23 protein-coding genes and 1 pseudogene are annotated in these 23,201 nt (G+C 59.1%); 13 read left to right on the top strand and 11 right to left on the bottom strand.

The annotated features are described in order from the left end of the window. Nucleotides 1-9: 9 nt before the first annotated feature. Nucleotides 10-1,101, bottom strand: a complete 1,092-nt coding sequence (gene aroC / locus PspR32_RS18760; protein ID WP_010224075.1) for a chorismate synthase — start codon at nucleotides 1,099-1,101, stop codon at nucleotides 10-12. Nucleotides 1,102-1,234: 133 nt separating this feature from the next. Between aroC and PspR32_RS18765 the strand changes: the two genes are divergently transcribed. After that, nucleotides 1,235-2,197: an alpha/beta hydrolase gene (locus PspR32_RS18765; protein WP_010224078.1), complete on the top strand. Its 963-nt coding sequence runs from the start codon at nucleotides 1,235-1,237 to the stop codon at nucleotides 2,195-2,197. Between the two features lie 106 nt (nucleotides 2,198-2,303). Next, nucleotides 2,304-3,101, top strand: coding sequence for a hypothetical protein (locus PspR32_RS18770; RefSeq protein ID WP_010224080.1), 798 nt, complete (start codon nucleotides 2,304-2,306; stop codon nucleotides 3,099-3,101). Between the two features lie 84 nt (nucleotides 3,102-3,185). Here PspR32_RS18770 and prmB read toward each other — a convergent pair whose 3' ends face one another. Continuing rightward, nucleotides 3,186-4,094 carry a 50S ribosomal protein L3 N(5)-glutamine methyltransferase gene (gene prmB / locus PspR32_RS18775; protein WP_010224082.1) on the bottom strand — a complete coding sequence of 303 codons (909 nt, stop codon included), beginning with the start codon at nucleotides 4,092-4,094 and terminating at the stop codon, nucleotides 3,186-3,188. Between the two features lie 189 nt (nucleotides 4,095-4,283). On the opposite strand from prmB, the gene PspR32_RS18780 reads away from it, so the two are divergent. The 5 genes from PspR32_RS18780 to PspR32_RS18800 all read left to right on the top strand — a co-directional run bounded on the left by PspR32_RS18780 (nucleotide 4,284) and on the right by PspR32_RS18800 (nucleotide 6,925). Beyond that, nucleotides 4,284-4,874 carry a cysteine hydrolase family protein gene (locus PspR32_RS18780; RefSeq protein ID WP_010224084.1) on the top strand — a complete coding sequence of 197 codons (591 nt, stop codon included), beginning with the start codon at nucleotides 4,284-4,286 and terminating at the stop codon, nucleotides 4,872-4,874. A 76-nt stretch (nucleotides 4,875-4,950) separates the two neighbouring features. After that, on the top strand, nucleotides 4,951-5,271 hold the full coding sequence (locus tag PspR32_RS18785) for a hypothetical protein (protein ID WP_010224086.1): 321 nt from the start codon (nucleotides 4,951-4,953) through the stop codon (nucleotides 5,269-5,271). Nucleotides 5,272-5,323: 52 nt separating this feature from the next. Then, nucleotides 5,324-5,881, top strand: coding sequence for a Smr/MutS family protein (locus PspR32_RS18790; protein WP_010224087.1), 558 nt, complete (start codon nucleotides 5,324-5,326; stop codon nucleotides 5,879-5,881). A 70-nt stretch (nucleotides 5,882-5,951) separates the two neighbouring features. Then, on the top strand, nucleotides 5,952-6,497 hold the full coding sequence (gene folE / locus PspR32_RS18795; RefSeq protein WP_010224088.1) for a GTP cyclohydrolase I FolE: 546 nt from the start codon (nucleotides 5,952-5,954) through the stop codon (nucleotides 6,495-6,497). 59 nt (nucleotides 6,498-6,556) lie between these two features. Next, nucleotides 6,557-6,925: a glutathione S-transferase N-terminal domain-containing protein gene (locus PspR32_RS18800; RefSeq protein WP_010224089.1), complete on the top strand. Its 369-nt coding sequence runs from the start codon at nucleotides 6,557-6,559 to the stop codon at nucleotides 6,923-6,925. Nucleotides 6,926-6,929: 4 nt separating this feature from the next. Here PspR32_RS18800 and PspR32_RS18805 read toward each other — a convergent pair whose 3' ends face one another. Then, complete coding sequence (locus tag PspR32_RS18805; RefSeq protein WP_159389013.1) at nucleotides 6,930-7,532, bottom strand: glutathione S-transferase family protein; 603 nt, start codon at nucleotides 7,530-7,532, stop codon at nucleotides 6,930-6,932. A gap of 147 nt (nucleotides 7,533-7,679) precedes the next feature. Between PspR32_RS18805 and PspR32_RS18810 the strand changes: the two genes are divergently transcribed. Next, on the top strand, nucleotides 7,680-8,867 hold the full coding sequence (locus PspR32_RS18810; protein WP_010224092.1) for a benzoate/H(+) symporter BenE family transporter: 1,188 nt from the start codon (nucleotides 7,680-7,682) through the stop codon (nucleotides 8,865-8,867). Between the two features lie 17 nt (nucleotides 8,868-8,884). Here the strand turns inward: PspR32_RS18810 and PspR32_RS26745 are convergent, their stop codons facing one another. The 3 genes and pseudogenes from PspR32_RS26745 to PspR32_RS18820 form a co-directional block, all read right to left on the bottom strand. Further along, a complete protein-coding gene (locus tag PspR32_RS26745; protein WP_374045282.1) occupies nucleotides 8,885-9,766 on the bottom strand; it encodes a methyl-accepting chemotaxis protein in 882 nt (293 codons plus the stop codon). Continuing rightward, nucleotides 9,746-11,011: pseudogene (locus tag PspR32_RS26750) on the bottom strand (HAMP domain-containing protein); the annotation flags it as partial. The gene PspR32_RS26745 and the pseudogene PspR32_RS26750, both read right to left, overlap by 21 nt. After that, the gene (locus tag PspR32_RS18820; protein WP_159389014.1) at nucleotides 10,941-12,338 is read right to left on the bottom strand and encodes an aminotransferase-like domain-containing protein; all 1,398 of its coding nucleotides are present in this window, start codon (nucleotides 12,336-12,338) and stop codon (nucleotides 10,941-10,943) included. The pseudogene PspR32_RS26750 and the gene PspR32_RS18820, both read right to left, overlap by 71 nt. Before the next feature lie 112 nt (nucleotides 12,339-12,450). Between PspR32_RS18820 and PspR32_RS18825 the strand changes: the two genes are divergently transcribed. Further along, nucleotides 12,451-13,620 (top strand): MFS transporter, encoded by a 1,170-nt coding sequence (locus tag PspR32_RS18825; protein WP_159389015.1) that lies wholly within the window; start codon nucleotides 12,451-12,453, stop codon nucleotides 13,618-13,620. On the opposite strand, the gene PspR32_RS18830 is transcribed toward PspR32_RS18825, so the two are convergent. Continuing rightward, the gene (locus tag PspR32_RS18830) at nucleotides 13,613-14,374 is read right to left on the bottom strand and encodes an SDR family oxidoreductase (RefSeq protein ID WP_010224097.1); all 762 of its coding nucleotides are present in this window, start codon (nucleotides 14,372-14,374) and stop codon (nucleotides 13,613-13,615) included. The two genes, PspR32_RS18825 and PspR32_RS18830, sit on opposite strands and share 8 nt — an antisense overlap. A 230-nt stretch (nucleotides 14,375-14,604) precedes the next feature. On the opposite strand from PspR32_RS18830, the gene PspR32_RS18835 reads away from it, so the two are divergent. Then, entirely contained in the window at nucleotides 14,605-15,609 is a 1,005-nt protein-coding gene (locus PspR32_RS18835; protein WP_010224099.1) for an NADP-dependent oxidoreductase, read from the top strand. Here the strand turns inward: PspR32_RS18835 and pyrF are convergent. Further along, nucleotides 15,599-16,300, bottom strand: coding sequence for an orotidine-5'-phosphate decarboxylase (gene pyrF / locus PspR32_RS18840; protein WP_010224100.1), 702 nt, complete (start codon nucleotides 16,298-16,300; stop codon nucleotides 15,599-15,601). The two genes, PspR32_RS18835 and pyrF, sit on opposite strands and share 11 nt — an antisense overlap. Before the next feature lie 179 nt (nucleotides 16,301-16,479). On the opposite strand from pyrF, the gene PspR32_RS18845 reads away from it, so the two are divergent. Beyond that, complete coding sequence (locus PspR32_RS18845; RefSeq protein ID WP_159389016.1) at nucleotides 16,480-16,656, top strand: DUF2897 family protein; 177 nt, start codon at nucleotides 16,480-16,482, stop codon at nucleotides 16,654-16,656. An 89-nt stretch (nucleotides 16,657-16,745) separates the two neighbouring features. Here PspR32_RS18845 and PspR32_RS18850 read toward each other — a convergent pair whose 3' ends face one another. Continuing rightward, entirely contained in the window at nucleotides 16,746-17,066 is a 321-nt protein-coding gene (locus tag PspR32_RS18850; RefSeq protein ID WP_036996538.1) for a ComEA family DNA-binding protein, read from the bottom strand. A gap of 417 nt (nucleotides 17,067-17,483) precedes the next feature. Here PspR32_RS18850 and PspR32_RS18855 point away from each other — a divergent pair, with 417 nt between their 5' ends. After that, nucleotides 17,484-18,077 carry a hypothetical protein gene (locus PspR32_RS18855; RefSeq protein WP_036996539.1) on the top strand — a complete coding sequence of 198 codons (594 nt, stop codon included), beginning with the start codon at nucleotides 17,484-17,486 and terminating at the stop codon, nucleotides 18,075-18,077. A gap of 154 nt (nucleotides 18,078-18,231) precedes the next feature. After that, complete coding sequence (locus tag PspR32_RS18860) at nucleotides 18,232-19,926, top strand: LTA synthase family protein (protein WP_145997612.1); 1,695 nt, start codon at nucleotides 18,232-18,234, stop codon at nucleotides 19,924-19,926. A gap of 53 nt (nucleotides 19,927-19,979) precedes the next feature. On the opposite strand, the gene PspR32_RS18865 is transcribed toward PspR32_RS18860, so the two are convergent. Further along, nucleotides 19,980-21,245 carry an O-antigen ligase family protein gene (locus tag PspR32_RS18865; RefSeq protein WP_036996541.1) on the bottom strand — a complete coding sequence of 422 codons (1,266 nt, stop codon included), beginning with the start codon at nucleotides 21,243-21,245 and terminating at the stop codon, nucleotides 19,980-19,982. A 26-nt stretch (nucleotides 21,246-21,271) separates the two neighbouring features. After that, nucleotides 21,272-22,651 carry an undecaprenyl-phosphate glucose phosphotransferase gene (locus tag PspR32_RS18870; protein WP_036996607.1) on the bottom strand — a complete coding sequence of 460 codons (1,380 nt, stop codon included), beginning with the start codon at nucleotides 22,649-22,651 and terminating at the stop codon, nucleotides 21,272-21,274. Nucleotides 22,652-23,201: the final 550 nt, after the last annotated feature.

Genomic DNA, 23,201 nt, shown 5'->3' on the forward strand with positions numbered 1-23,201 from the left:
GCGCCAGCATTACAGCTGGCCCAGCACCGGCGTCTTCACGCGCACGTCGGCGTTCTGCCCGCGGTGGCGCAGCAGGTGGTCCATCAGCACGATGGCCATCATGGCCTCGGCAATCGGCGTGGCGCGGATACCCACGCACGGGTCATGACGGCCCTTGGTGATCACCTCAACCGGGTTGCCATCGACGTCGATGGAGCGGCCAGGGGTGGTGATGCTCGAGGTCGGCTTGAGGGCCAGGTGGGCAACGATCGGCTGACCGGAGGAAATACCGCCAAGAATGCCGCCGGCGTTGTTGCTGAGGAAGCCTTCCGGGGTCAGCTCGTCACGGTGCTCGGTACCGCGCTGGGCGACGCTGGCAAAACCTGCGCCGATTTCCACGCCCTTGACCGCGTTGATACTCATGAGCGCGTGGGCAAGCTCGGCATCCAGGCGATCGAAGATCGGCTCGCCCAGGCCGGGCATGACGCCTTCAGCGACCACGGTGATTTTCGCCCCGACCGAATCCTGGTCGCGGCGCAGCTGGTCCATATAGGCCTCGAGCTCCGGGACTTTGTCCGGGTCCGGGCTGAAGAAGGCGTTCTGCTCTACCGAATCCCAGGTCTTGAAGGGGATTTCAATCGGCCCGAGCTGGCTCATGTAGCCGCGGATGCGGATGCCCTGGGTGGCCAGGTACTTCTTGGCGATGGCACCGGCGGCCACGCGCATGGCGGTTTCCCGCGCCGAGCTGCGGCCGCCGCCACGGTAATCACGCTCACCGTACTTGTGGTGGTAGGTGTAGTCGGCGTGGGCCGGGCGGAACAGGTCCTTGATCGCCGAGTAGTCCTTGGACTTCTGGTCGGTGTTGCGGATCAACAGGCCAATGGAGCAGCCGGTGGTGCGGCCTTCGAACACTCCCGAGAGGATTTCGACTTCGTCGGCTTCCTGGCGCTGGGTGGTGTGGCGGCTGGTGCCGGGCTTGCGCCGGTCCAGGTCGTGCTGCAGGTCGGCCAGGGAAATCTCCAGGCCTGGCGGGCAGCCATCGACAATGGCGACCAACGCCGGGCCATGGCTTTCGCCAGCGGTGGTGACAGTGAACAGCTTGCCGTAGGTATTGCCGGACATGCAGGACGCTCCGCGAATCAGCCAGATTTGAACAAGAGCGCCAGTATACGCAGGCTAACCATTCAGTTCATCCCTGACGGCGAACCTTCTGCGCCCGGCCCGGTCCAAACCGCACTCTCTCGATAGTGGCCTGATGATGTTGCGTATTGTTGCGGTACTCACCCTGCTGTTCAGCGGCCTGGTCCAGGCTGCCGCTCCCACCGTGTTCCAGCGCCCGGTCAGCCTCGATACCGGCAGCGGCGTGCTGCACGGTAGCCTGCTGTTGCCGCGTACCGAGCAGCCACCACCGGTGGTGCTGATCATTGCCGGCTCCGGGCCCACCGACCGCGATGGCAACAACCCCTACGGCGGCAACACGGACAACCTCAAGCAACTGGCCCTGACCCTGGCGAAAAACAATATCGCCAGCGTGCGCTACGACAAGCGCGGCGTCGCGGCCAGCCTCGCGGCCACCCCGGACGAGCGCGACCTGACGGTAGAGCGCTATGTCGCCGATGCCGTGGCCTGGAGCCAGAAGATCAAATCCGACCCACGTTTCGGCCGCCTGATTCTGCTTGGCCACAGCGAAGGTGCGTTGATCGCCAGCCTTGCCGCCGAGCAAAGCGGCGCCAGCGCCGTGATCAGCATTGCCGGCAGTGGCTGGCCGATCGACAAGGCGCTGCGCGCACAGATATTTGAGCGGGTGCCCGGGCGCTACATGGCCAGTGCCGGCGATATCCTTGATCGCCTGAAAAACGGCAAGACCTCCTCTCGCGTGCCCCTGCCCCTGCAGGATGTACTGCGCCCCAGCGTCCAGCCCTACCTGATTTCGCTGTTCCGCCAGGACCCGGCCGAGGCCTTTGCCAAAGTCAAGGTACCGGCGCTGATCATCCAGGGCACCCATGACTTCCAGGTCAATGTCGACAACGCCGAGATCCTCAAGGCCGCCAAGCCGGATGCCGAGCTTGCCTTGATCAAGGGCATGAACCACATGCTGCGCATCGCACCGGAGCAAATCAGCCAGCAACGCGACAGTTATCTTGATCCGCAACTGCCGCAAGCGGCCGAACTGGGCAAGCGCGTTGTCGACTTCATTCAGCGGTTGCCCGCCAGCTGAGGCCCAATCGCAGAAATTACGCCTCCAGTCCGGGCCAGTCCTGCCGATAAAGTGGTGCTGGCTTCGTCAATGCGACCAGCCTGCTGCGCACATGAGGATTGCCGTGATGACCGAAGCCGCCCCCCAGGACACCGCCGAGACGACTGCCGAACAGGCAGCAGCGGAAGTTGCCCCCCTGCCCTGGGCCGATGTTGCCCCCGAACACTTCCAGATGCTGCGCCTGGCGCCGCTGCCGACCGACCGCAACAGCGGTGCGCGGCCGCTGCGCTTCGTCCAGTACGGCTATGCCGAACGCCACAACAAACAGACCAGCCTGCTACGCATGGCTATCCAGCTGCCGGCGCAGAAGGTGCGCAAGGAACAGAACCACCTGGATGTATGGGTCGACCACGAAGAAAAACGCGTGACCTTCAGCCCTGACTCCGGCCTGCAGATCGAGCCGCTGAACCGCGGCCTGGGGCGTTTTCTGATGAACCAGGCGGTGACCTGGGCGCAACGCAAGTGGCCGCACTATCGGGTCGAAGGCGCGGCCCTGCCGAACAAGGACGCCCTCAACGAAGACACCCGTCTGCGCCGTGACCATGTGCTGCGCAGTCATGGCCTGGAGGTCGAGTACGCTGATGCCCAGCACCTGAAGGGACGCTTTGTCGATGTGCAGGTCGGTGAACTCAAGGGCGGCTGGAACAGTGACAAGGTGCAGCGGGTGGAGATACTCGATGCTGCGCAGATGCTGCAACAGGCCGAGCAGAGCCTGCAGGAAAAAGAGGCGCAATTGCGCGAGCGTGACGAGCGGGTCAGCAAGTACCGCCGTGAAGACAGCGGGCTGCGCTTTACCATCACCTGCCTGGTGGCCTTTGCGGTGTTTCAGGCGGGGTTGTTGATCTGGATTGCGACTCACCGCTAAAAAGCCTCGCTGGCACGCCAGCTCCCACAAGGGCAATTGTGGGAGCTGGCTTGCCAGCGATGGATGCACTGCAAACCTGAAGCCTTACACCTTCGAGGCAAACAACTCCTGATGCTGCCGGCACTGCTGCGCCGTGAGCATGAACACCCCGTGCCCACCCCGCTCGAACTCCAGCCAGGCGAAATCCACTTGCGGATACAGCGCCTCGACATGCACCTGGCTGTTGCCAACCTCGACGATCAGCAACCCCTTCTCGGTCAGGTGATCGGCCGCTTCGGCCAGCATCCGCCGCACCAGGTCCAGGCCGTCATTGCCGCAGGCCAGGCCCAGTTCCGGTTCGTGATGATATTCCTCGGGCATGTCGGCAAAGTCTTCGGCATCGACATACGGCGGATTGGACAGGATCAGGTCGAAGCGCTGCCCCGGCAGACCGCCGAAGCCATCGCCCTGCACGGTATAGACGCGCTCTTCCAGGCCATGACGCTCGATGTTCTGGTTCGCCACCTCCAGTGCCTCGAAGGACAGGTCGGCCAGCACCACTTCAGCGTCCGGGAACACTTCGGCGCTGACGATGCCGATGCAGCCAGAGCCGGTGCACAGGTCGAGGATGCGCGCAGGCTCGCTGGCCAGCCACGGTTCGAAACGTTTTTCGATCAGCTCGCCAATGGGTGAGCGCGGAATCAGCACGCGCTCGTCAACGATGAACGACAAACCACAGAACCAGGCCTCACCGAGCAGGTAGGCGGTGGGTACGCGGTCTTCGATGCGGCGCTTGAGCAGGCGCTGGAGATTGACCAGTTCGTCGTCTTCCAGCTGACAGTCCAGATAGGCGTCGGCGACTTCCCAGGGCAGATGCACCGACCCCAGCACCAGCAGCCGCGCTTCATCCCAGGCGTTGTCGGCGCCATGACCGAAAAACAGGCCCTGCTCGTGGAAACGGCTGACGGCCCAACGGATATGATCGCGCAGGGTGCGCAAGCGAGAAGTGATCACAACAGACTCCTTGAAAGACGACCTGCGATTCTAACAGCCCGGCAGCAGAAATGATCGGCAAAAACACCCTGTAAGGATATCGCCAAGCTGGCTGCAGGCCACTAACGACGCTGGTTGTACGCGAAGCGATTCACATAAGTGCTCAGGCAGGGGACAATAGGGTAAAAGCCCTATCCAAAGGAGCCCTTGATGTCTGTTCCAACGACGATGTTCCACCTCAGCGGTCGCGGCTATCCGCCGGCCAAGCTGAACAATGCCAGCCTGGTGATTATCGATGCGCAAAAGGAGTACCTCAGCGGTCCCCTGGCGCTCTCGGGCATGGATGCTGCCGTGGCCAACATCGCTAAAATGCTCGAGGCGGCCCGCAAGGCCGGGCGCCCGATCATCCACGTGCGTCACCTGGGTACCGTCGGCGGCATGTTCGACCCGCAGGGCCCTCGCGGTGAGTTCATCCCGGGCCTTGAGCCGCAGGGCGATGAGGTGATCATCGAAAAACGCATGCCCAATGCCTTCAAGAACACCACCCTGCATGAAACCCTGCAGAAATACGGCCACCTGGACCTGATCGTCTGCGGCTTCATGAGCCACTCCAGCGTCAGCACCACCGTGCGCCGGGCCAAGGATTACGGCTACCGCTGCACCCTGATCGAAGATGCTTGCGCCACCCGCGACCTGCCCTTCAAGGATGGCGTGATCCCGGCGGCGCAGATTCAGCAGAGCGAGATGGCGATCATGGCCGACAACTTTGCCTGTGTAGCGCCGACCACCAGCCTGATCTGAGCGACCGCCCGGCAGCCGGGCGGAACCACCTCAGGGCTTTTCGGTCCAACGCCGGATATCCATAGAGGAAATCGGAATGAAAATATCCGATGGTTTCGATGCCAAGCGCTTACGCCCACGCACGCCCCGCAACTGGGGCATGCGCTTTGCGGCGGCGTTCTCGGCGTTGCTGGCAACCGCTGGCGTGCTCCTGGCCATGGCCGGCGCCGCCAGCCTGCTGGGACGCCCCGCTGCCCTGGGCGAGCTCAATGCCAACCCGGCCGGTGCCAGCGTCTTGCTCGGCCTTGGCCTGTTGCTGCTGTACCTGGGCGTGTGGTTCTGGCGCCGCAGCCGTTTGCGCCTGCGTCGCAGCCGCGAGCTCAACCTGTCACCGCACCTGATGAAAAAACACGATTGACTGCACACCGTGGGGGAGTCGCGTAAACTACGCCGCCCAGGCGGAGGCTTACATGCAAGACGACGATTTTTCCCTGTTCAAAAGCGAGATGCGCGGTGTCAAGCCGATCACGCATGATCGCGCCGAAGTCGGTAAACCCAAGGCCGACCGCAAGAAACTGGCGGGCCTGCGCCAGGCCGCGACAGTGCGCAGCGACCAGACCGTGGTCGATGGCCTGTCGGACCAGTTCGTCATTGATGTCGGCCCTGAAGACGACCTGCACTGGAGCCGTGACGGCGTCCAGGAAAGCCAGATGCGCAAGCTCAAGCTTGGCCAGATCGGCTTCGAAGGCAGCCTTGACCTGCATGGCATGAATGTCGAAAAGGCGCGGGAAACCCTCTGGGCCTTCCTCGCCGAAGCGACCCGTTTCGAAGTGCGCTGCGTGCGCGTCACCCATGGCAAGGCGGTACGCCTGGATGGCAAGCGGCCGATGATCAAGAGCCACGTCAACACCTGGCTGCGCCAGCACCCGCAAGTCCTTGGTTTTACCTCGTGCCAGGCCCGCCATGGCGGTACTGGCGCGGTGTATGTCATGCTCAAGCGAACCATGCTCGAAGGCCGCGACGAGTAACGCCGTACTTGCAGCGCCGCCGTCGCCGCCGTACCCTTCGCGTTTGCGATAAAATCCCACAGGTAGATCCATGTCCCTGGAACAGAACTACACCGCGATCCTTGGCCAGCTTGGCGAGGATATCTCCCGCGAGGGCCTGCTCGACACGCCCAAACGGGCAGCGAAGGCCATGCAGTACCTTTGCCGCGGTTATGAGCAAACCCTGGAAGAAGTGACCAACGGCGCCCTGTTCAGCTCCGATAACAGCGAGATGGTCCTGGTCAAGGACATCGAGCTGTACTCGCTGTGCGAGCACCACATGCTGCCGTTCATCGGCAAGGCCCACGTTGCCTACATCCCTGACGGCAAAGTCCTGGGGCTGTCGAAGGTGGCGCGGATCGTCGACATGTACGCACGTCGCCTGCAGATCCAGGAAAACCTCAGCCGCCAGATCGCCGAAGCGATCCAGAAGGTCACCGGCGCCCTGGGCGTGGCGGTGGTCATCGAGGCCAAGCACATGTGCATGATGATGCGCGGTGTGGAAAAACAGAACTCGACCATGATCACTTCGGTGATGCTCGGCGAGTTCCGTGAAAACGCCGCGACCCGCAGCGAGTTTCTCAGCCTGATCAAGTAAGCGAACCAGACTGCAAGCCGACCTTTCGTGGTCGGCTTTTTTTATTCTCAGGAGTTGCCATGATCGTCAAAGCACTGCGTGTGGGCCTCGGCCAATTGATTGTGTTCGGTGACTGGATCAGCCGCCCGGCCAAGCTCAAGCGCGACCCGGCCGCCCAGGCCCGGGTCGAGCAACAGGCCGAGGGCCTGAGCCTGTACCAGTTCCACGCTTGCCCATTCTGCGTGAAAACCCGCCGCACCCTGCACCGCCTGAATGTGCCGGTTGCGCTGCGCGACGCCAAGAACAACGAACAGGATCGCCAGACCCTGCTCGCCGAAGGCGGCAAGATCAAGGTACCGTGCCTGCGTATCGAGGAAGACGGCAAGACCACCTGGATGTATGAATCCAAGGTGATCATCGACTACCTCAACAAGCGTTTTGCCGCCTGATCGCTCAACTGAGCATGGTCACGTGACGGGGATGGCTGGCCACACGTTCCAGCCATGCCTGGATGCCCGGGTACTCATTAAGGTCGAACCCGCCCTGATGGGCGACATGGGTGTAGGCGTACAGCGCGACATCGGCGATAGAATAGTTATCGCCCACCAGGTATGGCGTCAGCTGCAGTTGCTTCTCCATCACCCGCAGGGCCTTGTAGCCGCCCTTGTGCAGGGTCTTGTATTCCTCCAGCCGGTCTTGCGGCAGCCCCAGGTAGAACTGGATGAAGCGCGCCACGGCGATGTACGGCTCATGGCTGTACTGTTCGAAGAACTGCCATTGCAGCACCTGGGTGCGTAAACGCGGTTCGGTGGGCAGGAACTCGCTGCCATCGGCCAGGAAGTTGAGAATCGCGTTGGACTCCCACAGGTAGGTGCCATCTTCGAGCTCCAGCACCGGCACCTTGCCGTTGGGGTTCATGGTCAGGAACGCCGGGGTTTCCGTCTCGCCCTTGAGGATATCCACCGAATGCCATTCGTAAGGCAAGTCGAGCAGGTGCAACATCAGCTTGATCTTGTAGCAGTTGCCCGACTGGTAGTCGCCGTAAACCTTGTACATCACTCCCCCTCTTCGTAAGGCTCAATCGTACCCGCGCCCATAGTTGGCGACTGTACGGCTAATTGCAATGCCTGCTGTATGGCAAAGATCAACAGTGTGCGCGGTAGTCTGAAATACCTGCTTACATCCAGCACAAGGAATGCCCCGATGCCCGATGCCACGTCCGCGCAATTGCGCCCTTTGGCCGACTCCTCGCCGTCCGCGCTAGTGGCCGGTTTCATTGCCATGCTCACCGGTTACACCAGCTCCCTGGTGCTGATGTTCCAGGCCGGTCAAGCAGCCGGTTTGACCACCGGGCAAATTTCTTCGTGGATCTGGGCGCTGTCGATCGGCATGGCAGTGTGCAGCATCGGCCTGTCGCTACGTTATCGCACGCCGATCACCGTCGCCTGGTCGACGCCCGGCGCGGCGCTGCTGATCACCAGCCTGGGTGGGGTCAGCTATGGCGAAGCGATTGGTGCCTACATCACCTGCGCAGTGCTGGTGGTGATCTGTGGGATGACCGGTAGCTTCGAGCGCCTGGTCAAGCGCATTCCGGCGTCGCTGGCCTCGGCGTTGCTGGCGGGGATCCTGTTCAAGATCGGTAGCGAGATTTTCATTGCCGCCCAGCATCGGACCGCATTGGTGCTGGGCATGTTTTTCAGCTACCTGCTGATCAAGCGCGTGTCGCCGCGCTACTCGGTGCTGGCGGCGCTGGTGGTCGGTACTGTGTTGTCCGCAGCCATGGGCCTGCTCGACTTCAGCGGTTTCAGCCTGGAAGTGGCCACGCCGGTGTGGACCACGCCAAGCTTCTCCCTGGCCGCCACCATCAGCATCGGCATTCCATTGTTCGTGGTAGCCATGACCTCGCAGAACATGCCCGGTGTCGCCGTGCTGCGTGCTGACGGCTACCAGGTACCGGCCTCGCCGCTGATCACGGTAACCGGCCTGGCCTCGCTGGTGCTGGCCCCGTTCGGCTCCCACGGCGTCAACCTGGCGGCCATCAGTGCGGCGATCTGCACCGGGCCGCATGCCCACGAAGACCCGAACAAGCGTTACACCGCAGCGGTCTGGTGCGGGATTTTCTACGGCATCGCCGGGGTTTTCGGCGCCACCCTGGCGGCGCTGTTCGCGGCCCTGCCCAAGGAGCTGGTGCTGTCGATTGCCGCCCTGGCGCTGTTCGGCTCGATCATGAACGGCCTGACCGTGGCGATGAACGAGGCCAGGGAGCGCGAAGCTGCACTGATCACCTTCATGGTCACAGCGTCCGGCTTTACCCTGTTCTCGATCGGTTCGGCGTTCTGGGGGATTGTTGCCGGGGTGCTGACCTTGATGATTCTCAACTGGCGTAAATAGTCGTAGGGACGCCGCTCCTACAGGCGAAAATGCCCGACCATCCCCTTCAAGTCATTGCCCAACTGCGCCAGCTCGATACTTGAGCTGGCGTTGCCCTGCATGGCCAGCGCCGACTGATCGGCGCTGCTGCGGATCTGGGTGACGCTGCGGTTGATCTCTTCGGCCACCGAACTTTGCTGCTGCGCCGCCGCGGCAATCTGCTGGTTCATCTGCTGGATCAACGACACCGCCGCGGCAATGCTGCCCAGGGCGCTTTCCGTGTGCAGGGCATCGCTGACGGCCAACTTGACCAACTCGGCACTGCCCTGGATCTGCGCCACCGAGGCCTGGGCACCACTGCGCAAGCTGCTGACCAGGCGCTCGATTTCCTCGGTTGATTGCTGGGTGCGCCGGGCCAGCGCCCGCACCTCGTCGGCGACCACGGCAAAACCACGCCCCTGCTCACCCGCCCGCGCGGCCTCGATGGCGGCATTGAGCGCCAGCAGGTTGGTCTGTTCGGCGACGCTCTTGATCACTTCAAGTACCTGGCCGATGTTCTGCACTTCGCTGCTGAGAGTCTCGATGCTCTGGCTGGCTGACTCGGCGGAAGTTGCCAACTGTTCGATACGCTGCATGCTCTGGCGTACCACCTGTTGACCGCTTTCCACCTTGTCATCCGCCGTTTGCGCCGCCTGGGCAGCCTCTTCGGCGTTGCGTGCGACATCATGCACGGTGGCGGTCATCTGCTGCATGGCAGTGGCCACCTGCTCGGTCTCATCCTTCTGGCTGTTGACCTCGCGATTGGTCTGTTCAGTGACCGCCGACAGCGACTGGGCGTTGCTGGCCAGTTGTTCGATACCGTTTTGCAGGCCGCTGACGATTGCGCTCAAGCCCGTGCCCATCTGCTGCATGGCCAGCATCAACTGCCCGACCTCATCCTGGCGGTCGACACCGATGTCACCGCGCAGGTCGCCGGCGGCAATCTGCTGGGCACGGCCCATTACCTGGCGCAGCGGCCCGACCACCGCACGGGTGATCAACCAGGCCGCCAGCACGCCCACCAGCAGTGCCAGCAGCGAGGCCGCAAGGATCAGTATGGCGTTGTTCTTCAACTCACTTTGCATGGCCCGGTCTTCAGCGAGATAGGCTTGATCGACCTGGCCGGTGACCTGCTCGGCACGTGCCTGCAATTGCTGCTTGAGCTGCTGCTCGCGGCCGAGCAGGTCGGTGTATTCGGCGAGCTTTTCACTGAAACTGACGATATGCGTGCCGACTTCGCCAAGCACGGTCTGATAACCGGCATCGGTCACGGCGGCCTTCAACTGCTCGACCAGGGCAGCAGCCTGTTCGGTCTGTTCAATGCGACCCTGGCGCGCGTCTTCGGCGCCCTTGCGGTTCTGCTCCAGGCGCACCCGCGCCTCATCCATGGCCTGCAGCATCAGGCGCGCGACCTGGGCCACCTGCCCGGCCTGCTCGACGAACTCGGCGCCCTGCTGGCCCTGGGTGTCCTTGAGGGTGTAAGTACCGTCATCGGCCAGCCCGGACTGCAGCACATCGAGGTTGTTGGCAACGCTGGAGACCGACCAGCTGGCCATGTCCAGTGCCAGCTCCTTGGCCTGGGTCAGCTCGACGAACTGGTCGAAGGCCTGGCGGTAGTCGCTCAGCGCCTGCTCGACGCCGGCCAGTTGCACCAGCGCCCGCGCTTGCTCCTGCAGCGCTTCGACACGCTGATGCACAGCCTCTACCGCCTTGGGATCGGAGCGCAGGGCGAATGCCTGCTCCTGCAAACGGGTGTCGAGCAGTGCGGTATTGAGCGCCGCCATCTGCTTCAAGCCATCGAAACGTTGCCCGACGCTGTGCAGCGCGGCGACCCCCGCCGCAGCCACCACCGCAGTCAACAGCAACACCAGGGCAAACCCCAACCCAAGCTTGCGGGCCATGCCCAGGTTGGCGAAAAAACCACGCTTGGCCGAACTCATCGCACTTCCCCCCGATACCCGCAAATGCATCAAGGGTGAAGAGTGGCAATGGCGCGGCCAGCGGCACAAGATCCCGGCGTCGGAATAATGGCAAAAAGCTACAGTCGCGTCGTTTTCAGGACAGCCGAGGTCGCCCGGCACGTTGGAAGAACGCCTGCGCGCGCTGGTCCTGCGCATAGGCGACATTGATCCGTAACCAGTCGCAAGCAGCGCCCTGCGGATCGAAAGCACTGCCCGGCGCCAGCAGCACCGAACAGGCCTGCGCCTCACGGTTCAGCTCAGCGAAATCCCGCCCCGGGCAGCGGGCCCAGACGAACATGCCGCCGTACGGCTCCGTGAACACTTCCCAGCCATTGGCTTCCAATTGCCCCAGGGCCTTGGCCATATGCTGGGCCAGGCGCACGCGCAAGCGGGCGATGCTTTTTCGGTAACTACCGTTGCCCAGCATCTGCGCCACGACCTGCTCGGTAAAGCGTGAAGTGCCCAGACCACTGACCATTTTCAATTCAGCCAGGCGAGCGACCAGATCAGGCCTGGCCACCAGATAGCCAACCCGCAGCGAACTGCTCAGGGTCTTGGAGAAACTGGCCAGGTAAATCACCCGCTGCTCGGCATCCAGGGTTGCCAGACGCGTGACCGCACCGTCCTGAAAATCCGCGTAGATGTCATCCTCGATGATCAACACGTCATGTTCACGGGCCAGTTCCAGCAAGCGATAAGCGACCTTGGGCGACAGGCTGCTGCCGGTGGGGTTCTGGTACAGGCTGTTGATGTACAGGCAACGCGGGCGGTGCCGTTTGAGCAGGTCTTCCAGCACATGCAGATCAGGGCCCTGAGGGGTTCGCGGCACGTGGAGCATGTCCACCTGATGCTGGCGCAGGAGGCTGTACAGGTTGTAGTAACCCGGGCTTTCTACCAGCACCTTGTCGCCGGGCTTGAGCAGTGTGCGCACCAGCAGGTCGAGGGCGTGGCTGGCGCCCTGGGTGGTGAGGATCTGCTCAGGCGCGGCCTGGATGCCGATCTGCTCCAGGCCCTTGTGCAACTGCGCGCGCAGGCTGGCCAGGCCCAACGGCGGGCAATAGTCGATCAAGTCTTCAAGCGCGCCACGGCTGACCTGACGCACCGCCTGGGCAATCGCCTCGGTGGCGCGCCAGTTGGAAGGCACCCAGCCACAGCAGAGCTTGAGCAGCTCAGCCGGATCGTCAGTGAACTGCTGCCATCGGCTGTCAAATGCCTCGTCGCGGATCGGCTGATCAACCAGAGGCATCTTGAGCCGCTGTTCGGCAACAAAAAATCCGGCGCCATGACGCGCCTGCAACCAGCCCGCCGCCACCAGCCGGTCGTAGGCTTCGATCACGCAGGACTGGCTGACGCCCTGCTCCCGGGCCAACTGACGTATCGACGGCAAGCGGCTACCGGGACGTAGGCGCTGGCCTTCGATCCAGGCCTGCAGTTGCCCAGTCAATTGCTGTACCAGCGGGATGGCGGAGTGACGATCAAGGCTGAGGTGCATGGCAAAGTGTTCGTATATTTTGTCCGAACAGTTAATCACAAAACCCTCGCCAGTGTGCCTTGTGACGCCCTGCCGGGCGCCGGATAGTCAGCCCCTCGACAAGGAGCCGACCATGCCCACCCAGCGCCACCCCGCCCTACTGGCTTTTGCCCTGTGCCTGATCACCTTCGCGGTCAATCTGCAGGCACCGTTGTACACCACCTATGCCGAGCTTTCCGGTTATGGTGCCGGGGCCACGGCCATGGCGTTCTCCGGCTATGTGCTGGGGGTGATACCGGTGCTGCTGTTGCTCGGCGGCCTGGCCGACCGGGTCGGGCGCCGTCCGTTGATCCTCGTCGCCCTGGCCTTGTCGATGCTTGCCACCCTGCTGATGCTGCTGGCCCCTGTCTTGGAAACCCTGGGCCTGGCACGCCTGCTGCTCGGTATCGGCACCGCACTGGCGTCGGCCACCGGCACCGCCTACATGAGCGAACTGATGCACGCTGGCGACAACCGCCATGCTGCCACCTGGGTCACCGCCAGCACCTCGCTGGGTTTTGGCCTCGGCGCGGCACTGACCAGCCTGTTCCTGCTCAGCGGCCCAAGCCTGACGCCTGGCAGCTTCTACCTGCACCTGGCGCTGGCTTGCCTGGCGATGCTGGCGGTATGGCAGTTGCCCGACCGGCGCCTGGACAATCCCGCCGCCCTGTTGCGCTTGCCCTACTACCCTGCCGGCAGCTTGCCCTACGGCCTGGCAATCCTGCTGGCCTGGGCCTGTGTCGGCCTGGTGATCGCCTTGCTGCCGTCGATCCTCAAACAGCATGGCCTGGCCAACTGGTCAGGGTTCTCGACCTTTTGCGTGATCAGTTGCGGGCTGCTGTTCCAGCCGCTGGCCAAGCGTCTGGCGCCAGTGCGGGCCACGGCCATTGGCCTGGTGATACTGCCTTGCAGCTATGCACTGCTGGCCTGGGGGGCGGACGGCGGCGCGCTGGCCGTTGTGCTGCTGGGCACCATCGCCGCCAGCAGCGCTTGTTATGGCTTTGTTTACCTTGGCGGCCTGTCAGCAGTGAACAGCCTGGCAGGCGAGGAAAAAACCCGTGCCAGCGCAGGTTTCTTCCTTCTGGCCTACATGGGCTTCAGCCTGCCGGTAATCCTCACCGGGTTGCTGGTCGACCGCCTCGGGCCGGGCACCGCCCTGCTGGTGTTCGGCCTGGTGCTGCTGGCCGGCTGCCTGCTGGTCGGCCTGGCCCTGGCACGCAGCCACAAGGCGCTCGCCGAGCCAATGCTGACGGCAGTCAAATAGCCGTGGCGCCACCATCGACCGCCAGGGCCTGGCCGGTGGTGAACGCGGCGCCGTCGCTGCACAGGTAAAGCACCGCACTGGCGATTTCCTCGACCTTGCCGATGCGCCCAACCGGGTGCATGGCGGCGGCGAACTCGGCCTTGCGCGGGTCAGCCTCATAGGCGCGGCGGAACATGTCGGTGTCGATCACCGCCGGGCACACGGCGTTGACGCGGATTTTTTTCTTGGCGTATTCGATGGCCGCCGACTTGCTCAAGCCGATCACCGCATGCTTGGAGGCGCTGTAGATGCTCATCTTCGGCGCCGCCCCCAGCCCCGCCACCGACGCCGTATTGACGATAGCGCCACCCCCTTGGGCCAGCATCAACGGCAACTGGTACTTCATGCACAGCCACACGCCCTTGACGTTGACACCCATGATCGCATCGAACTCCGCTTCGCTGCCTTCGGCCAGGCGACCCTGCTCGATCTCGATGCCGGCGTTGTTGAAGGCGTAGTCCAGGCGCCCATACGCCTCCACGGTGCGCGCCATCAGTTGCCGCACATCCGCCTCGCGAGTGACGTTGCAACTGACGAACAAAGCCTCGCCGCCGCTACTGCGGATCAACTCGACCGTGCCGTCGCCGCCAGCCTGATCCAGGTCGGCCACCACTACCTTCAACCCTTCGGCGGCAAACGCCAGTGCCGTCGCCCGGCCAATCCCCGCAGCACCACCGGTGACCAGGGCAACCTGGCCGGAAAAACTCATGCTCATCGCTAGCTCCCGCAACAAAGTGAGGTCAGTGCTGAGGAGTCTAGGCAGCGATCAGCAGCGTTGGGCAGCATCATCAGGACGCCGGTTGAAGCACTATCGGCGTGGGTGATTGTCTTTGCCCTGCTCAATCAGCTCAGTGGATTGCAGTGTATTCGCCAGGCGGGTAAACCTTGCCGGTTGGCCGATCTGGGTCTATCAACAAACATTGCCCTTCAAACGAGAGCCTTGCCATGACTGCCCAGAGCAACCGCCGCTTCCTCCTCGCCAAACGCCCGATCGGCGCTGTCACCCGCGACGACTTCACTTACGAACAAGTGCCAGTGGCTCAACCGGCTGAAGGCCAGGTGCTGGTGAAGAACCTCTACCTGTCCCTGGACCCGGCCATGCGCGGCTGGATGAACGAAGGCAAGTCATACATCCCACCGGTAGCCCTGGGCCAGGTGATGCGCGCGCTGGGCGTCGGCGAAGTGATTGCATCCAAACACCCGGGCTTCGCCGTCGGTGATCACGTCAACGGCGCGCTGGGCATCCAGGACTATTTTGTCGGCGAGCCCCAGGGCTTCTACAAGATCGACCCGAAACTGGCGCCGCTGCCGCGTTATCTGTCGGCCCTGGGCATGACCGGCATGACCGCCTACTTCGCCCTGCTCGAAGTCGGTGCGCCCAAAGCAGGAGAAACCGTGGTGATCTCCGGCGCTGCCGGCGCCGTCGGCAGCATTGCCGGGCAGATTGCCAAGCTCAAGGGTTGTCGCGTGGTGGGGATCGCCGGCGGCGCCGAGAAATGCCAGTACCTCAAGAGTGAACTGGGCTTTGACGGCGTCATCGACTACAAGGCCGAAGATGTCCTCGAAGGCCTCAAGCGCGAGTGCCCGAAAGGCGTCGATGTCTATTTCGACAACGTTGGTGGCGACATTCTCGATGCCGTGCTCAGCCGCCTGAACTTCAAGGCACGCGTGGTCATTTGCGGCGCCATCAGCCAGTACAACAACAAACAAGCGGTCAAAGGCCCGACCAACTACCTGTCACTGCTGGTCAACCGTGCGCGCATGGAAGGCTTCGTGGTGATGGACCATGCCGCCAACTATGGCAAGGCAGCGCAGGAAATTGCCGGCTGGCTGGCAACCGGCAAGGTGAAGAGCAAGGAAGACGTGGTCGAAGGGCTGGAAACCTTCCCCGAAACACTGTTGAAGCTGTTTAGCGGGGAAAACTTCGGCAAGCTGGTGCTTAAGCCCTGATTTCAGCGACCACGGCCGCCAGTGCCTGGGCAGGATCGGCGGCCTGGCTGATCGGGCGACCGATCACCAGGTAATCGGAGCCGGCATCCAGGGCCTGGCGCGGGGTCAGGATGCGACGCTGGTCGTCCTGGGCGCTGCCGGCCGGGCGAATACCCGGGGTCACCAGTTGCAGAGACGGGTGCGCAGCCTTCAGCGCCGGAGCTTCCAGGGCCGAGCACACCAGCCCGTCCATACCAGCCTTCTCGGCCAGGGCCGCCAGACGCAGCACCTGTTCTTGCGGCTCGATGTCCAGGCCGATACCGGCCAGATCCTCACGCTCCATGCTGGTCAGCACGGTCACGCCGATCAGCAGCGGCTGCGGGCCGCTGCGCTGGGCCAGCACCTCACGGCAGGCTGCCATCATGCGCAGGCCACCGGAGCAGTGCACGTTGACCATCCACACGCCCATCTCCGCCGCGGCCTTGACGGCCATGGCGGTGGTGTTGGGGATATCATGGAATTTCAGGTCGAGGAACACTTCGAAGCCCTTCTCGACCAGGGATTCGACGATGCCCGACGCGCTGCTGGTGAACAGCTCCTTGCCGACCTTGACCCGGCACAGGGCGGGATCAAGCTGATCGGCCAGCTTCAGGGCGGCGTCACGGGTAGGGAAATCCAGGGCGACGATGATGGGCGTCTGGCAGGCGGACATGGGCTGGTCTCTTGGCAAGTCTTGAACGGCGCGCATTGTAAACGAAGCGGCGGCCTGTGGGGGGCCGATGATCGCGAAATGACCGCGTCCCGCCCCAGCCCCTATAATTGAACCAATGAATGATGTGTTTGCTCCAATTTAATGAGGCAGCGTCATTCGCTGTTTAAAAGGAGAACTACATGCCCTGGTATGCCTGGTTGATTCTGGTCCTCGCAATCGGCTCCATCGTCGGTGGCCTGATGCTGCTGCGCGATACCGCGAAAAAGCTGCCTTTGACCGAGGAACAGCTTAAGCGCGTGCATGAGCGAAATGCTGAAATGGATGCCAAGGATGCCAAGGATGCGCAGGATCGTTAAAACGCCACCTTCGCTCGACATTCTGCAATCCACGACGCCTCTTTCAACGAAAAAGCCGGTCGCTGACCGGCTTTTCACATCAGCGGATGCTATTTGACGGTGAGCTTATCGCGGTTGCGATCCAGCAAAGCTTTACCTATACCTTTGATCTCCAGCAATTCATCTACTGTCTCAAAGGCACCATGTTCGCTGCGGTAAGCGACAATAGCTTCAGCCTTGCTCCTTCCAATTCCGGTGAGCTTTGATTGCAACGTCATTACGTCCGCTTGGTTCAGATTCACCAGGCCTGCCTGTCGCTCTATGACAGCAGTCGGCGGTGATTCTGCCATGGGTTGTGTTGCAGCATTCACGGGTAAAGAGGCACTGGCAAATAGGGAAAGCAGGAGATAGAGCAGGACCGTATTGCGCATTGATGAAACTCCTTGGGAAATTGATTAAGGCAGCTTTTCCGTGGCTGCCACTGAAACCTAGAACGTCTCGCTTCAGAGTCAAACTAAGTAGCTCAGTGGAATATTTACCAAATTAAACATGAGGCGCGCATGAGCCTCGTACCCAATAAAAACGGGCGCTTCACTCCGGGCGACGTCCCCCTCCCACAGCGTTTCCAACTGTAAGCAATCGTACCGAGTCGGACATCTACTCCATCTCTCTCGAACGTCCCCGGCGCCGCCTAGGCGGTTTCATGGCATGGGTGACGCCTTTCGTCGGAAACCCCTCAAAAGCATGAAAATCTCCTACATTTGCCAGGCCGTTTTCCTGCGAGAAAACAGCGTTTTCCCACATCCAAGTGATAGAATCGCTCGCATTCTCAAGACGGAGAGACAGCCATGAAGGCTTTGGCCCTAGTTATTATCAGCGGATTTCTGACCATACCGACAGCTTGGGCAACGCAAGACGCGCAACACGGGAGTTCTTGGCGTCTCGAACCAGAGAGCTTCATTGGTTTGAATTTGAAGGGCGATTTTCTCAAGGACATCCCCGAGTGCGCAGCGAAAGCTGCGCAACAATCTGTCGCTAGTCTGTGCCGGGAACTGACTGAGCACGATAATACTTACTTGCTGCAAGGCGAGATTCCCTTTGGGGGAAAAAAAAGTAATACGACAGTCCAGCTAAACAATGGAAAAATCCAGCGCTTAATTATTTCAGGCAACGCAGAAACCATCAGAAACCTGAGCGAAACACTCACAACAACCTACGGCGATCCGACGACCTGGGAACTAAGCCGTCTCGAGTCAAAATCGGGTTATTCGTTCGTAAGCGAAGTGCTGATCTGGAGCGGCCAGCATGTCTCCATGAAACTCCAACGAAACAACGATGACATCAACACATACTCAATTATCGTCATCAACAACAATTACGCCCCTGAATCTGCAACAGAAAGCAGTGAAACCATACCAGCTGAAAAGCGCTCTACATTATGATCCAGCACCTACGTTTCCAACCCTGCTGAAGGCGCTCCAGCCTAACGCCGTGACAAGCCATTTTCGAATGGCTTAAATATCAACAAATTCTGCTTTACCACCTCACGACATTCAGTATAATTCGCGACCTCGTCTCACAGGGGAAAGGTCGATCGTGAAAGCAGCGGCAAAAATTATAATAGAAACACTTTGCATTCTTATACTTTTGGGGACACAAGTTCTACTTTCAATATACTTGCAAAACTTCACACTCTATGCCGATGGAAGCCTGAGGTTACTTCCCCTGCTGGTTTCCTTGACACCCGTCGCGCTCTTCTATTTGCTCGCACGCTTCGCCTTCCCTCCTTTGCTGACGACGGCGCTAATTTCAACAACCTTGGTGGTACTGTCCCTGGTCAACAACATGAAGTTGGCCCTGACAAACGATCCGCTGTCATGGAGTGATATCTCTTCGACGGCAAATGCATCAGTCATTTGGCACTACCTGACCCTTCAGCACGTAGGTATTTTACTGGCAGCATCTGTGCTGTGTACTCTAGCGTTGCGAATCAATCCCTATAATATGCTTTCAAAGCGAGGTATTGCGTTAAACCTAACGGCGTGCGTGATCATCGCCCCGATTGCCTTATGTTCGTACAGCGATCTCATTAGCCAGTCTTTTGCCGTACAGGCAGACAAGCTAAGTAAAAAGTTAGGAGTTTACTATATCTCGTGGGATTGGCCAGTAAACATTGAGCGAAATGGCCTGCCGTTACACTTGATACATACTAGCCGAAGAACGATCCCCACCGAGGCCACCGAGGCACAAGCCAGTGCATTTGCATCGTTGCAAGGTCACGCAGTCGCTGACAACAACCGTCCGCAAAATATAATTTTTATCTTATGCGAAGCATGCTGGCATGATGAACAGCACTTCAAGTCAGCCTTCCTACCGTTGGTTAACGCCGGATTCATAGAAACACGCTCTGTCTCCCCCGTGTATGGAGGCGCCACCGTAAACGCCACATTCGAGCTGCTTACTGGATTACCGTCAACCGGATCACTCAGTGGTGTTATTTACCAAGAGTACGCGTCGCTTATTTCAAACTCTGCGCATACGTTACCTCGTTACCTAAAAGCTGCAGGGTACAATACGACTGAAGAACACAACCATGGTAAACAATTCTGGAAGAGAGACATTGTTTCGCCTAAGTTTGGTTTCGATAAATTCGTCGGCCTGGAGGACATGGGCCAAGCGGTAACCATTAATTGGGCGGATGACGAAATTCTATTTGACCATGCACTCTCTGAGTTGAAAAAAAACCAATCAAATTTTATGTTTTTGACCACCGTGTCTACTCACGGCCCGTACCCGTTCATCAATGATTATGGCCAAGGTTACTATTTAAGCAAGTTATCCACAGCAATTCAGCGGGTTGCCGCGTTCGCAGAAAAAGTCAAGGCATACGACAATAATGCTTTGATTATGGTCGTCGGTGATCATAAACCAGCACTGAACACGTTTTTCTACAAGGAAGGAATACTGCCCAAGGATCACTTCGACACGGTTGGCGAGACGAATGGGGAGTTCACTTTCTCCGCTAACTCAGCCCCTGAAATTCGCGGTGACGTACCCGTATACGTACTAGGTAAAGACGCAGGACGCGTCAACCAATTTGTTGAGCAATCGAACGGGAAACCATTCTTCTGTTTATCGCAAATACTGGACACTGACTTTATCAACTCGGGCGTGCCGGCATACAACTTCGCGAACGAACATTCTATTTGTACTAACGAAGCGAACATGGGGTACAAAGCGATCGTTTCACTCTACCCAGACTGGCTCTACTCTTTATCTATCCTGAAATAACACGAGGCAGCCCGGCTCAGACGAAACCTCCTCATCCTTGAGGAGGTTTACTTTCAGCGTGCCGGTGTGTACTGAGTAGAATCGCTATCGCCTTCAGCACGACTGTTAATAGCGAGCAAAATGCCAATGGGCAACCAGAATAATGTCCAGTAATCACCGGGGCGCGTAAATATTCTCTCAACATCCGTAAGCAAGGCAATGAGTGCAAATACCAGGGCGGGCAGCGCAAGGCGGACCCAGACATTATTTCGCATACGCCAGACTTTATGAAAAATGGCAACCACGCCTGTGCCCAGTAGCAAAAGTGAAATGATGCCGCTGTCATACACCTGCTGTAAATAGAGACTGTGTGCATGGGGTGAAACAGTTACACCGTTTTCCCACCGAAACTCAAACGGTGTCCCAAGACCCTGTCCGAATATCCAATGACCGGACATGACTTCAAAGTAATACTCCCAAATCGGCCCGCGCCCCGAAAGCTGCCTCTGCTCAATCTCGACAACCAACTCTGACGAGAATATCACCACCAGAAGCAGCACTAATGCAAAGCCGGCTAGCAATAAAAACCATCCCAGCTTCGACTTCTGCAAAAAAACAACAAGAATGCTGGCACCCGCTAGCGCAAACCAGGCACCTCGTGTGTATGTGAGGAGCACGTAAAGGGCCAGAATACTAAAAATGCCAAGCCAGATAATAACCTGCCTAAGCTTGCCCCCTTGCTCCAACGCCAGTCCCAGCGCCCAAACGGCTAACGCACCATGAAATATCCCTGCGGCTACAGGCCAACCATAGTTGGCAAAATCTCCGATACCCAATCGGTCAATTCGGTAGGCTCGATAAGCTAGCGGTCGATCGAGAACGCCAAACTGATATATCAGACTGGCTAATGCCCCCATTGCAACCACGAAAATCCCGGCCAGCAGCGCGCGCCTCAAAAAAACCTGGTCGCGAAGCATTAACCAGTAGATCGCCACAAGATAAAGCGCGATTAACAATCCTCGCTTAGCCAGCGAGAAAGCACCAGTCTCCGCACCCTCTGCCCATACTGTGCTAAGGCCGACCCAAAAAAGAAAGGCTGCCCATGGTAAGTAATGCCACGTTGGAAGTTCTATACCCCGAACGCAAAACCCATGCACCAAGAAGATCAGTGCAGGTAAGAGAAGCCAGATATAGATCTGAGCATTTCTAGCACTTCCGGACTCTATCCACACTTTGCCACTGATCTGGATAAATAGCCCAATCGCCAGCATCCAAACCAACAGACGGGGCCACTTGAGCCTTTCGGTGCTATTACTCCACCAGCGCATCATGCCTTTCATAGCTATCCATTACCGTTAAACTGAAGTCAAAATGCGTTTTTATTAATGAACCCTTTGAAGATCGTCAGAAAAATAATCTTCAAGTCAATCCACAATGACCAGTTATCGATGTACCACAAATCGTACTCAACACGTTTTTGCATTTTCTCCAATGTATCAGTTTCTCCACGGTAGCCACTGACTTGAGCCCAACCCGTAATCCCAGGCTTGACCTTGTGGCGCTGCATATATGACTCCACGAGCTCTTTATAATATTCGTTATGTGCCAATGCATGGGGACGGGGTCCAACAATTGACATACGTCCTTGCAGTACGTTGAAAAACTGAGGTAGCTCGTCAAGGCTGGTGCGACGGAGGAACGCTCCGACCTTAGTAACCCGCGCATCATTACGAGAAGCCTGAGTCACGCCACCCTCACTGTGAACGACCATTGAGCGAAACTTATAGACTTTGAAACTCTTGCCGTTAATACCAGTGCGATACTGTTTGAACAGAATTGGCCCCGGAGACGACAAACGAATACTCAAGGCAATTACCATGCAAACAGGAAGAATCATCAGACTGATTATTCCTCCGATCAGCAGATCCTCAATACGCTTCACTACACGCGCCGGACCGTCCATTGGGCTGCAGCTCAAGTCCAACGAGTACAAGCCGGCGATATGGCTGACCTTATGATTGAGCAGGCGGATATCGCCCCACTCAGGAATAAAACGCACGGCGACTGTATGGTGACGCAATGCGTAAAGTATCGAACGTATAACACCGCCTTCACTCAAGGGCAGACACAGCCAAACCTCATGCACCCCCAGTTCGTCAACTTTAGCGACCAGACGCTCCATCCAGTCCTCTTCCTGGCTGAACGCTAAACTCTGAGCAACGCAAAAGCCATCTCCCTCCAAGGCCCGGCCGTTGTTTAACTGACTTGCGGACTCCCCTCCCGAATCAACCAGCAATATACTCTTCAGGTTTCGTCCAGCGCCACGCACACGGCGCAGTATAAAAAATACCGATAACCGCAACAACAAACAGAATGTTCCACCCAGGAACAGCATCACAGTAAACCATATACGAGAGTAATTACCCGAAACCTTTAGAAAAAAGGTCAAGGACAAAAGCACTCCCGCTGCAGCCAGCCAACAGACAATCAACATTCCCAGTTGATGCCAGAGCGATTGCCCGCGCTGAGAACCGTACACCCCGCCAGACGCCAAACAAACAACAACAATAATAGCGGTTAGCATCGTCGCCGTATTATAACGACCGGTCATGTCAAAGTGCTCAAAGCGATAGTAATAAGCGCACAAGCCTGACATAAGGACTATAATCATGTCCATCAAAGCGACGAAAAACGGTACTGGATAACGCTCAGCAAATGTTGGTTGATATCGATGGTTGACTTGCATGTCTTTGAATAGGCCCCAACTTTTAGCAATCATAATTTTAAACGGAGCGCTACGTTATCAGACGATCACCCTCATTACGTCTGAACACGAGCACCTAAAACTATTTCCTAATAATAATAGGTACCGACTTACCGCTCCTAGTCCAGTGCGAAACGTCAATGCCTCCATTCGCCGAACCAAGAACTGGGGGCCGTCGAACTCGCTCCCCCAAGCTACCGGCTTCCACGACTGGATGCGCGCCGCACTGAATTACGCCAAACGCTGCACACTGAACCATTATGACCCAATTCAGAGGCTTCATCCATGCCTACGCCCTGCCAAAACGCAGGCATGCATTTAGTCAGGGGAACCCATGCAGCTAAAAATTGTGTAGCCCACATAACGCGGGTTGAGCAGGGGTAGATGAGCAGCTAGTACACAGTGGCACCACACGAGGACGAGTCTGCGAGTGCGCAAGCGAGGGAAAGGCCAACTGGCGAAGCGGATATCTGTTATCTCTACCCGCCAGTCAACCTTCAGAACCGAACGAATCGATAGGTCTTGGCCGAGC

This window comes from Pseudomonas sp. R32, from assembly GCF_009866705.1.
Classification (GTDB): domain Bacteria; phylum Pseudomonadota; class Gammaproteobacteria; order Pseudomonadales; family Pseudomonadaceae; genus Aquipseudomonas; species Aquipseudomonas donghuensis.

Bases quoted from the DNA above. Each gene is read 5' to 3' on its own strand.
- PspR32_RS18825 (WP_159389015.1), top strand. From the start codon at position 12,451: ATGCCCACCCAGCGCCACCCCGCCCTACTGGCTTTTGCCCTGTGCCTG.
- PspR32_RS26745 (WP_374045282.1), bottom strand. From the start codon at position 9,766: ATGCTGGCCATGCAGCAGATGGGCACGGGCTTGAGCGCAATCGTCAGC.
- PspR32_RS18820 (WP_159389014.1), bottom strand. From the start codon at position 12,338: ATGCACCTCAGCCTTGATCGTCACTCCGCCATCCCGCTGGTACAGCAA.
- PspR32_RS18870 (WP_036996607.1), bottom strand. From the start codon at position 22,651: ATGCAAGTCAACCATCGATATCAACCAACATTTGCTGAGCGTTATCCA.
- PspR32_RS18765 (WP_010224078.1), top strand. From the start codon at position 1,235: ATGATGTTGCGTATTGTTGCGGTACTCACCCTGCTGTTCAGCGGCCTG.
- PspR32_RS18780 (WP_010224084.1), top strand. From the start codon at position 4,284: ATGTCTGTTCCAACGACGATGTTCCACCTCAGCGGTCGCGGCTATCCG.
- PspR32_RS18845 (WP_159389016.1), top strand. From the start codon at position 16,480: ATGCCCTGGTATGCCTGGTTGATTCTGGTCCTCGCAATCGGCTCCATC.
- PspR32_RS18830 (WP_010224097.1), bottom strand. From the start codon at position 14,374: ATGAGCATGAGTTTTTCCGGCCAGGTTGCCCTGGTCACCGGTGGTGCT.
- folE (WP_010224088.1), top strand. From the start codon at position 5,952: ATGTCCCTGGAACAGAACTACACCGCGATCCTTGGCCAGCTTGGCGAG.
- PspR32_RS18770 (WP_010224080.1), top strand. From the start codon at position 2,304: ATGACCGAAGCCGCCCCCCAGGACACCGCCGAGACGACTGCCGAACAG.
- PspR32_RS18790 (WP_010224087.1), top strand. From the start codon at position 5,324: ATGCAAGACGACGATTTTTCCCTGTTCAAAAGCGAGATGCGCGGTGTC.
- PspR32_RS18785 (WP_010224086.1), top strand. From the start codon at position 4,951: ATGAAAATATCCGATGGTTTCGATGCCAAGCGCTTACGCCCACGCACG.
- PspR32_RS18855 (WP_036996539.1), top strand. From the start codon at position 17,484: ATGAAGGCTTTGGCCCTAGTTATTATCAGCGGATTTCTGACCATACCG.
- PspR32_RS18865 (WP_036996541.1), bottom strand. From the start codon at position 21,245: ATGAAAGGCATGATGCGCTGGTGGAGTAATAGCACCGAAAGGCTCAAG.
- PspR32_RS18805 (WP_159389013.1), bottom strand. From the start codon at position 7,532: ATGTACAAGGTTTACGGCGACTACCAGTCGGGCAACTGCTACAAGATC.
- PspR32_RS18800 (WP_010224089.1), top strand. From the start codon at position 6,557: ATGATCGTCAAAGCACTGCGTGTGGGCCTCGGCCAATTGATTGTGTTC.
- PspR32_RS18850 (WP_036996538.1), bottom strand. From the start codon at position 17,066: ATGCGCAATACGGTCCTGCTCTATCTCCTGCTTTCCCTATTTGCCAGT.
- pyrF (WP_010224100.1), bottom strand. From the start codon at position 16,300: ATGTCCGCCTGCCAGACGCCCATCATCGTCGCCCTGGATTTCCCTACC.
- PspR32_RS18835 (WP_010224099.1), top strand. From the start codon at position 14,605: ATGACTGCCCAGAGCAACCGCCGCTTCCTCCTCGCCAAACGCCCGATC.
- PspR32_RS18810 (WP_010224092.1), top strand. From the start codon at position 7,680: ATGCCCGATGCCACGTCCGCGCAATTGCGCCCTTTGGCCGACTCCTCG.
- aroC (WP_010224075.1), bottom strand. From the start codon at position 1,101: ATGTCCGGCAATACCTACGGCAAGCTGTTCACTGTCACCACCGCTGGC.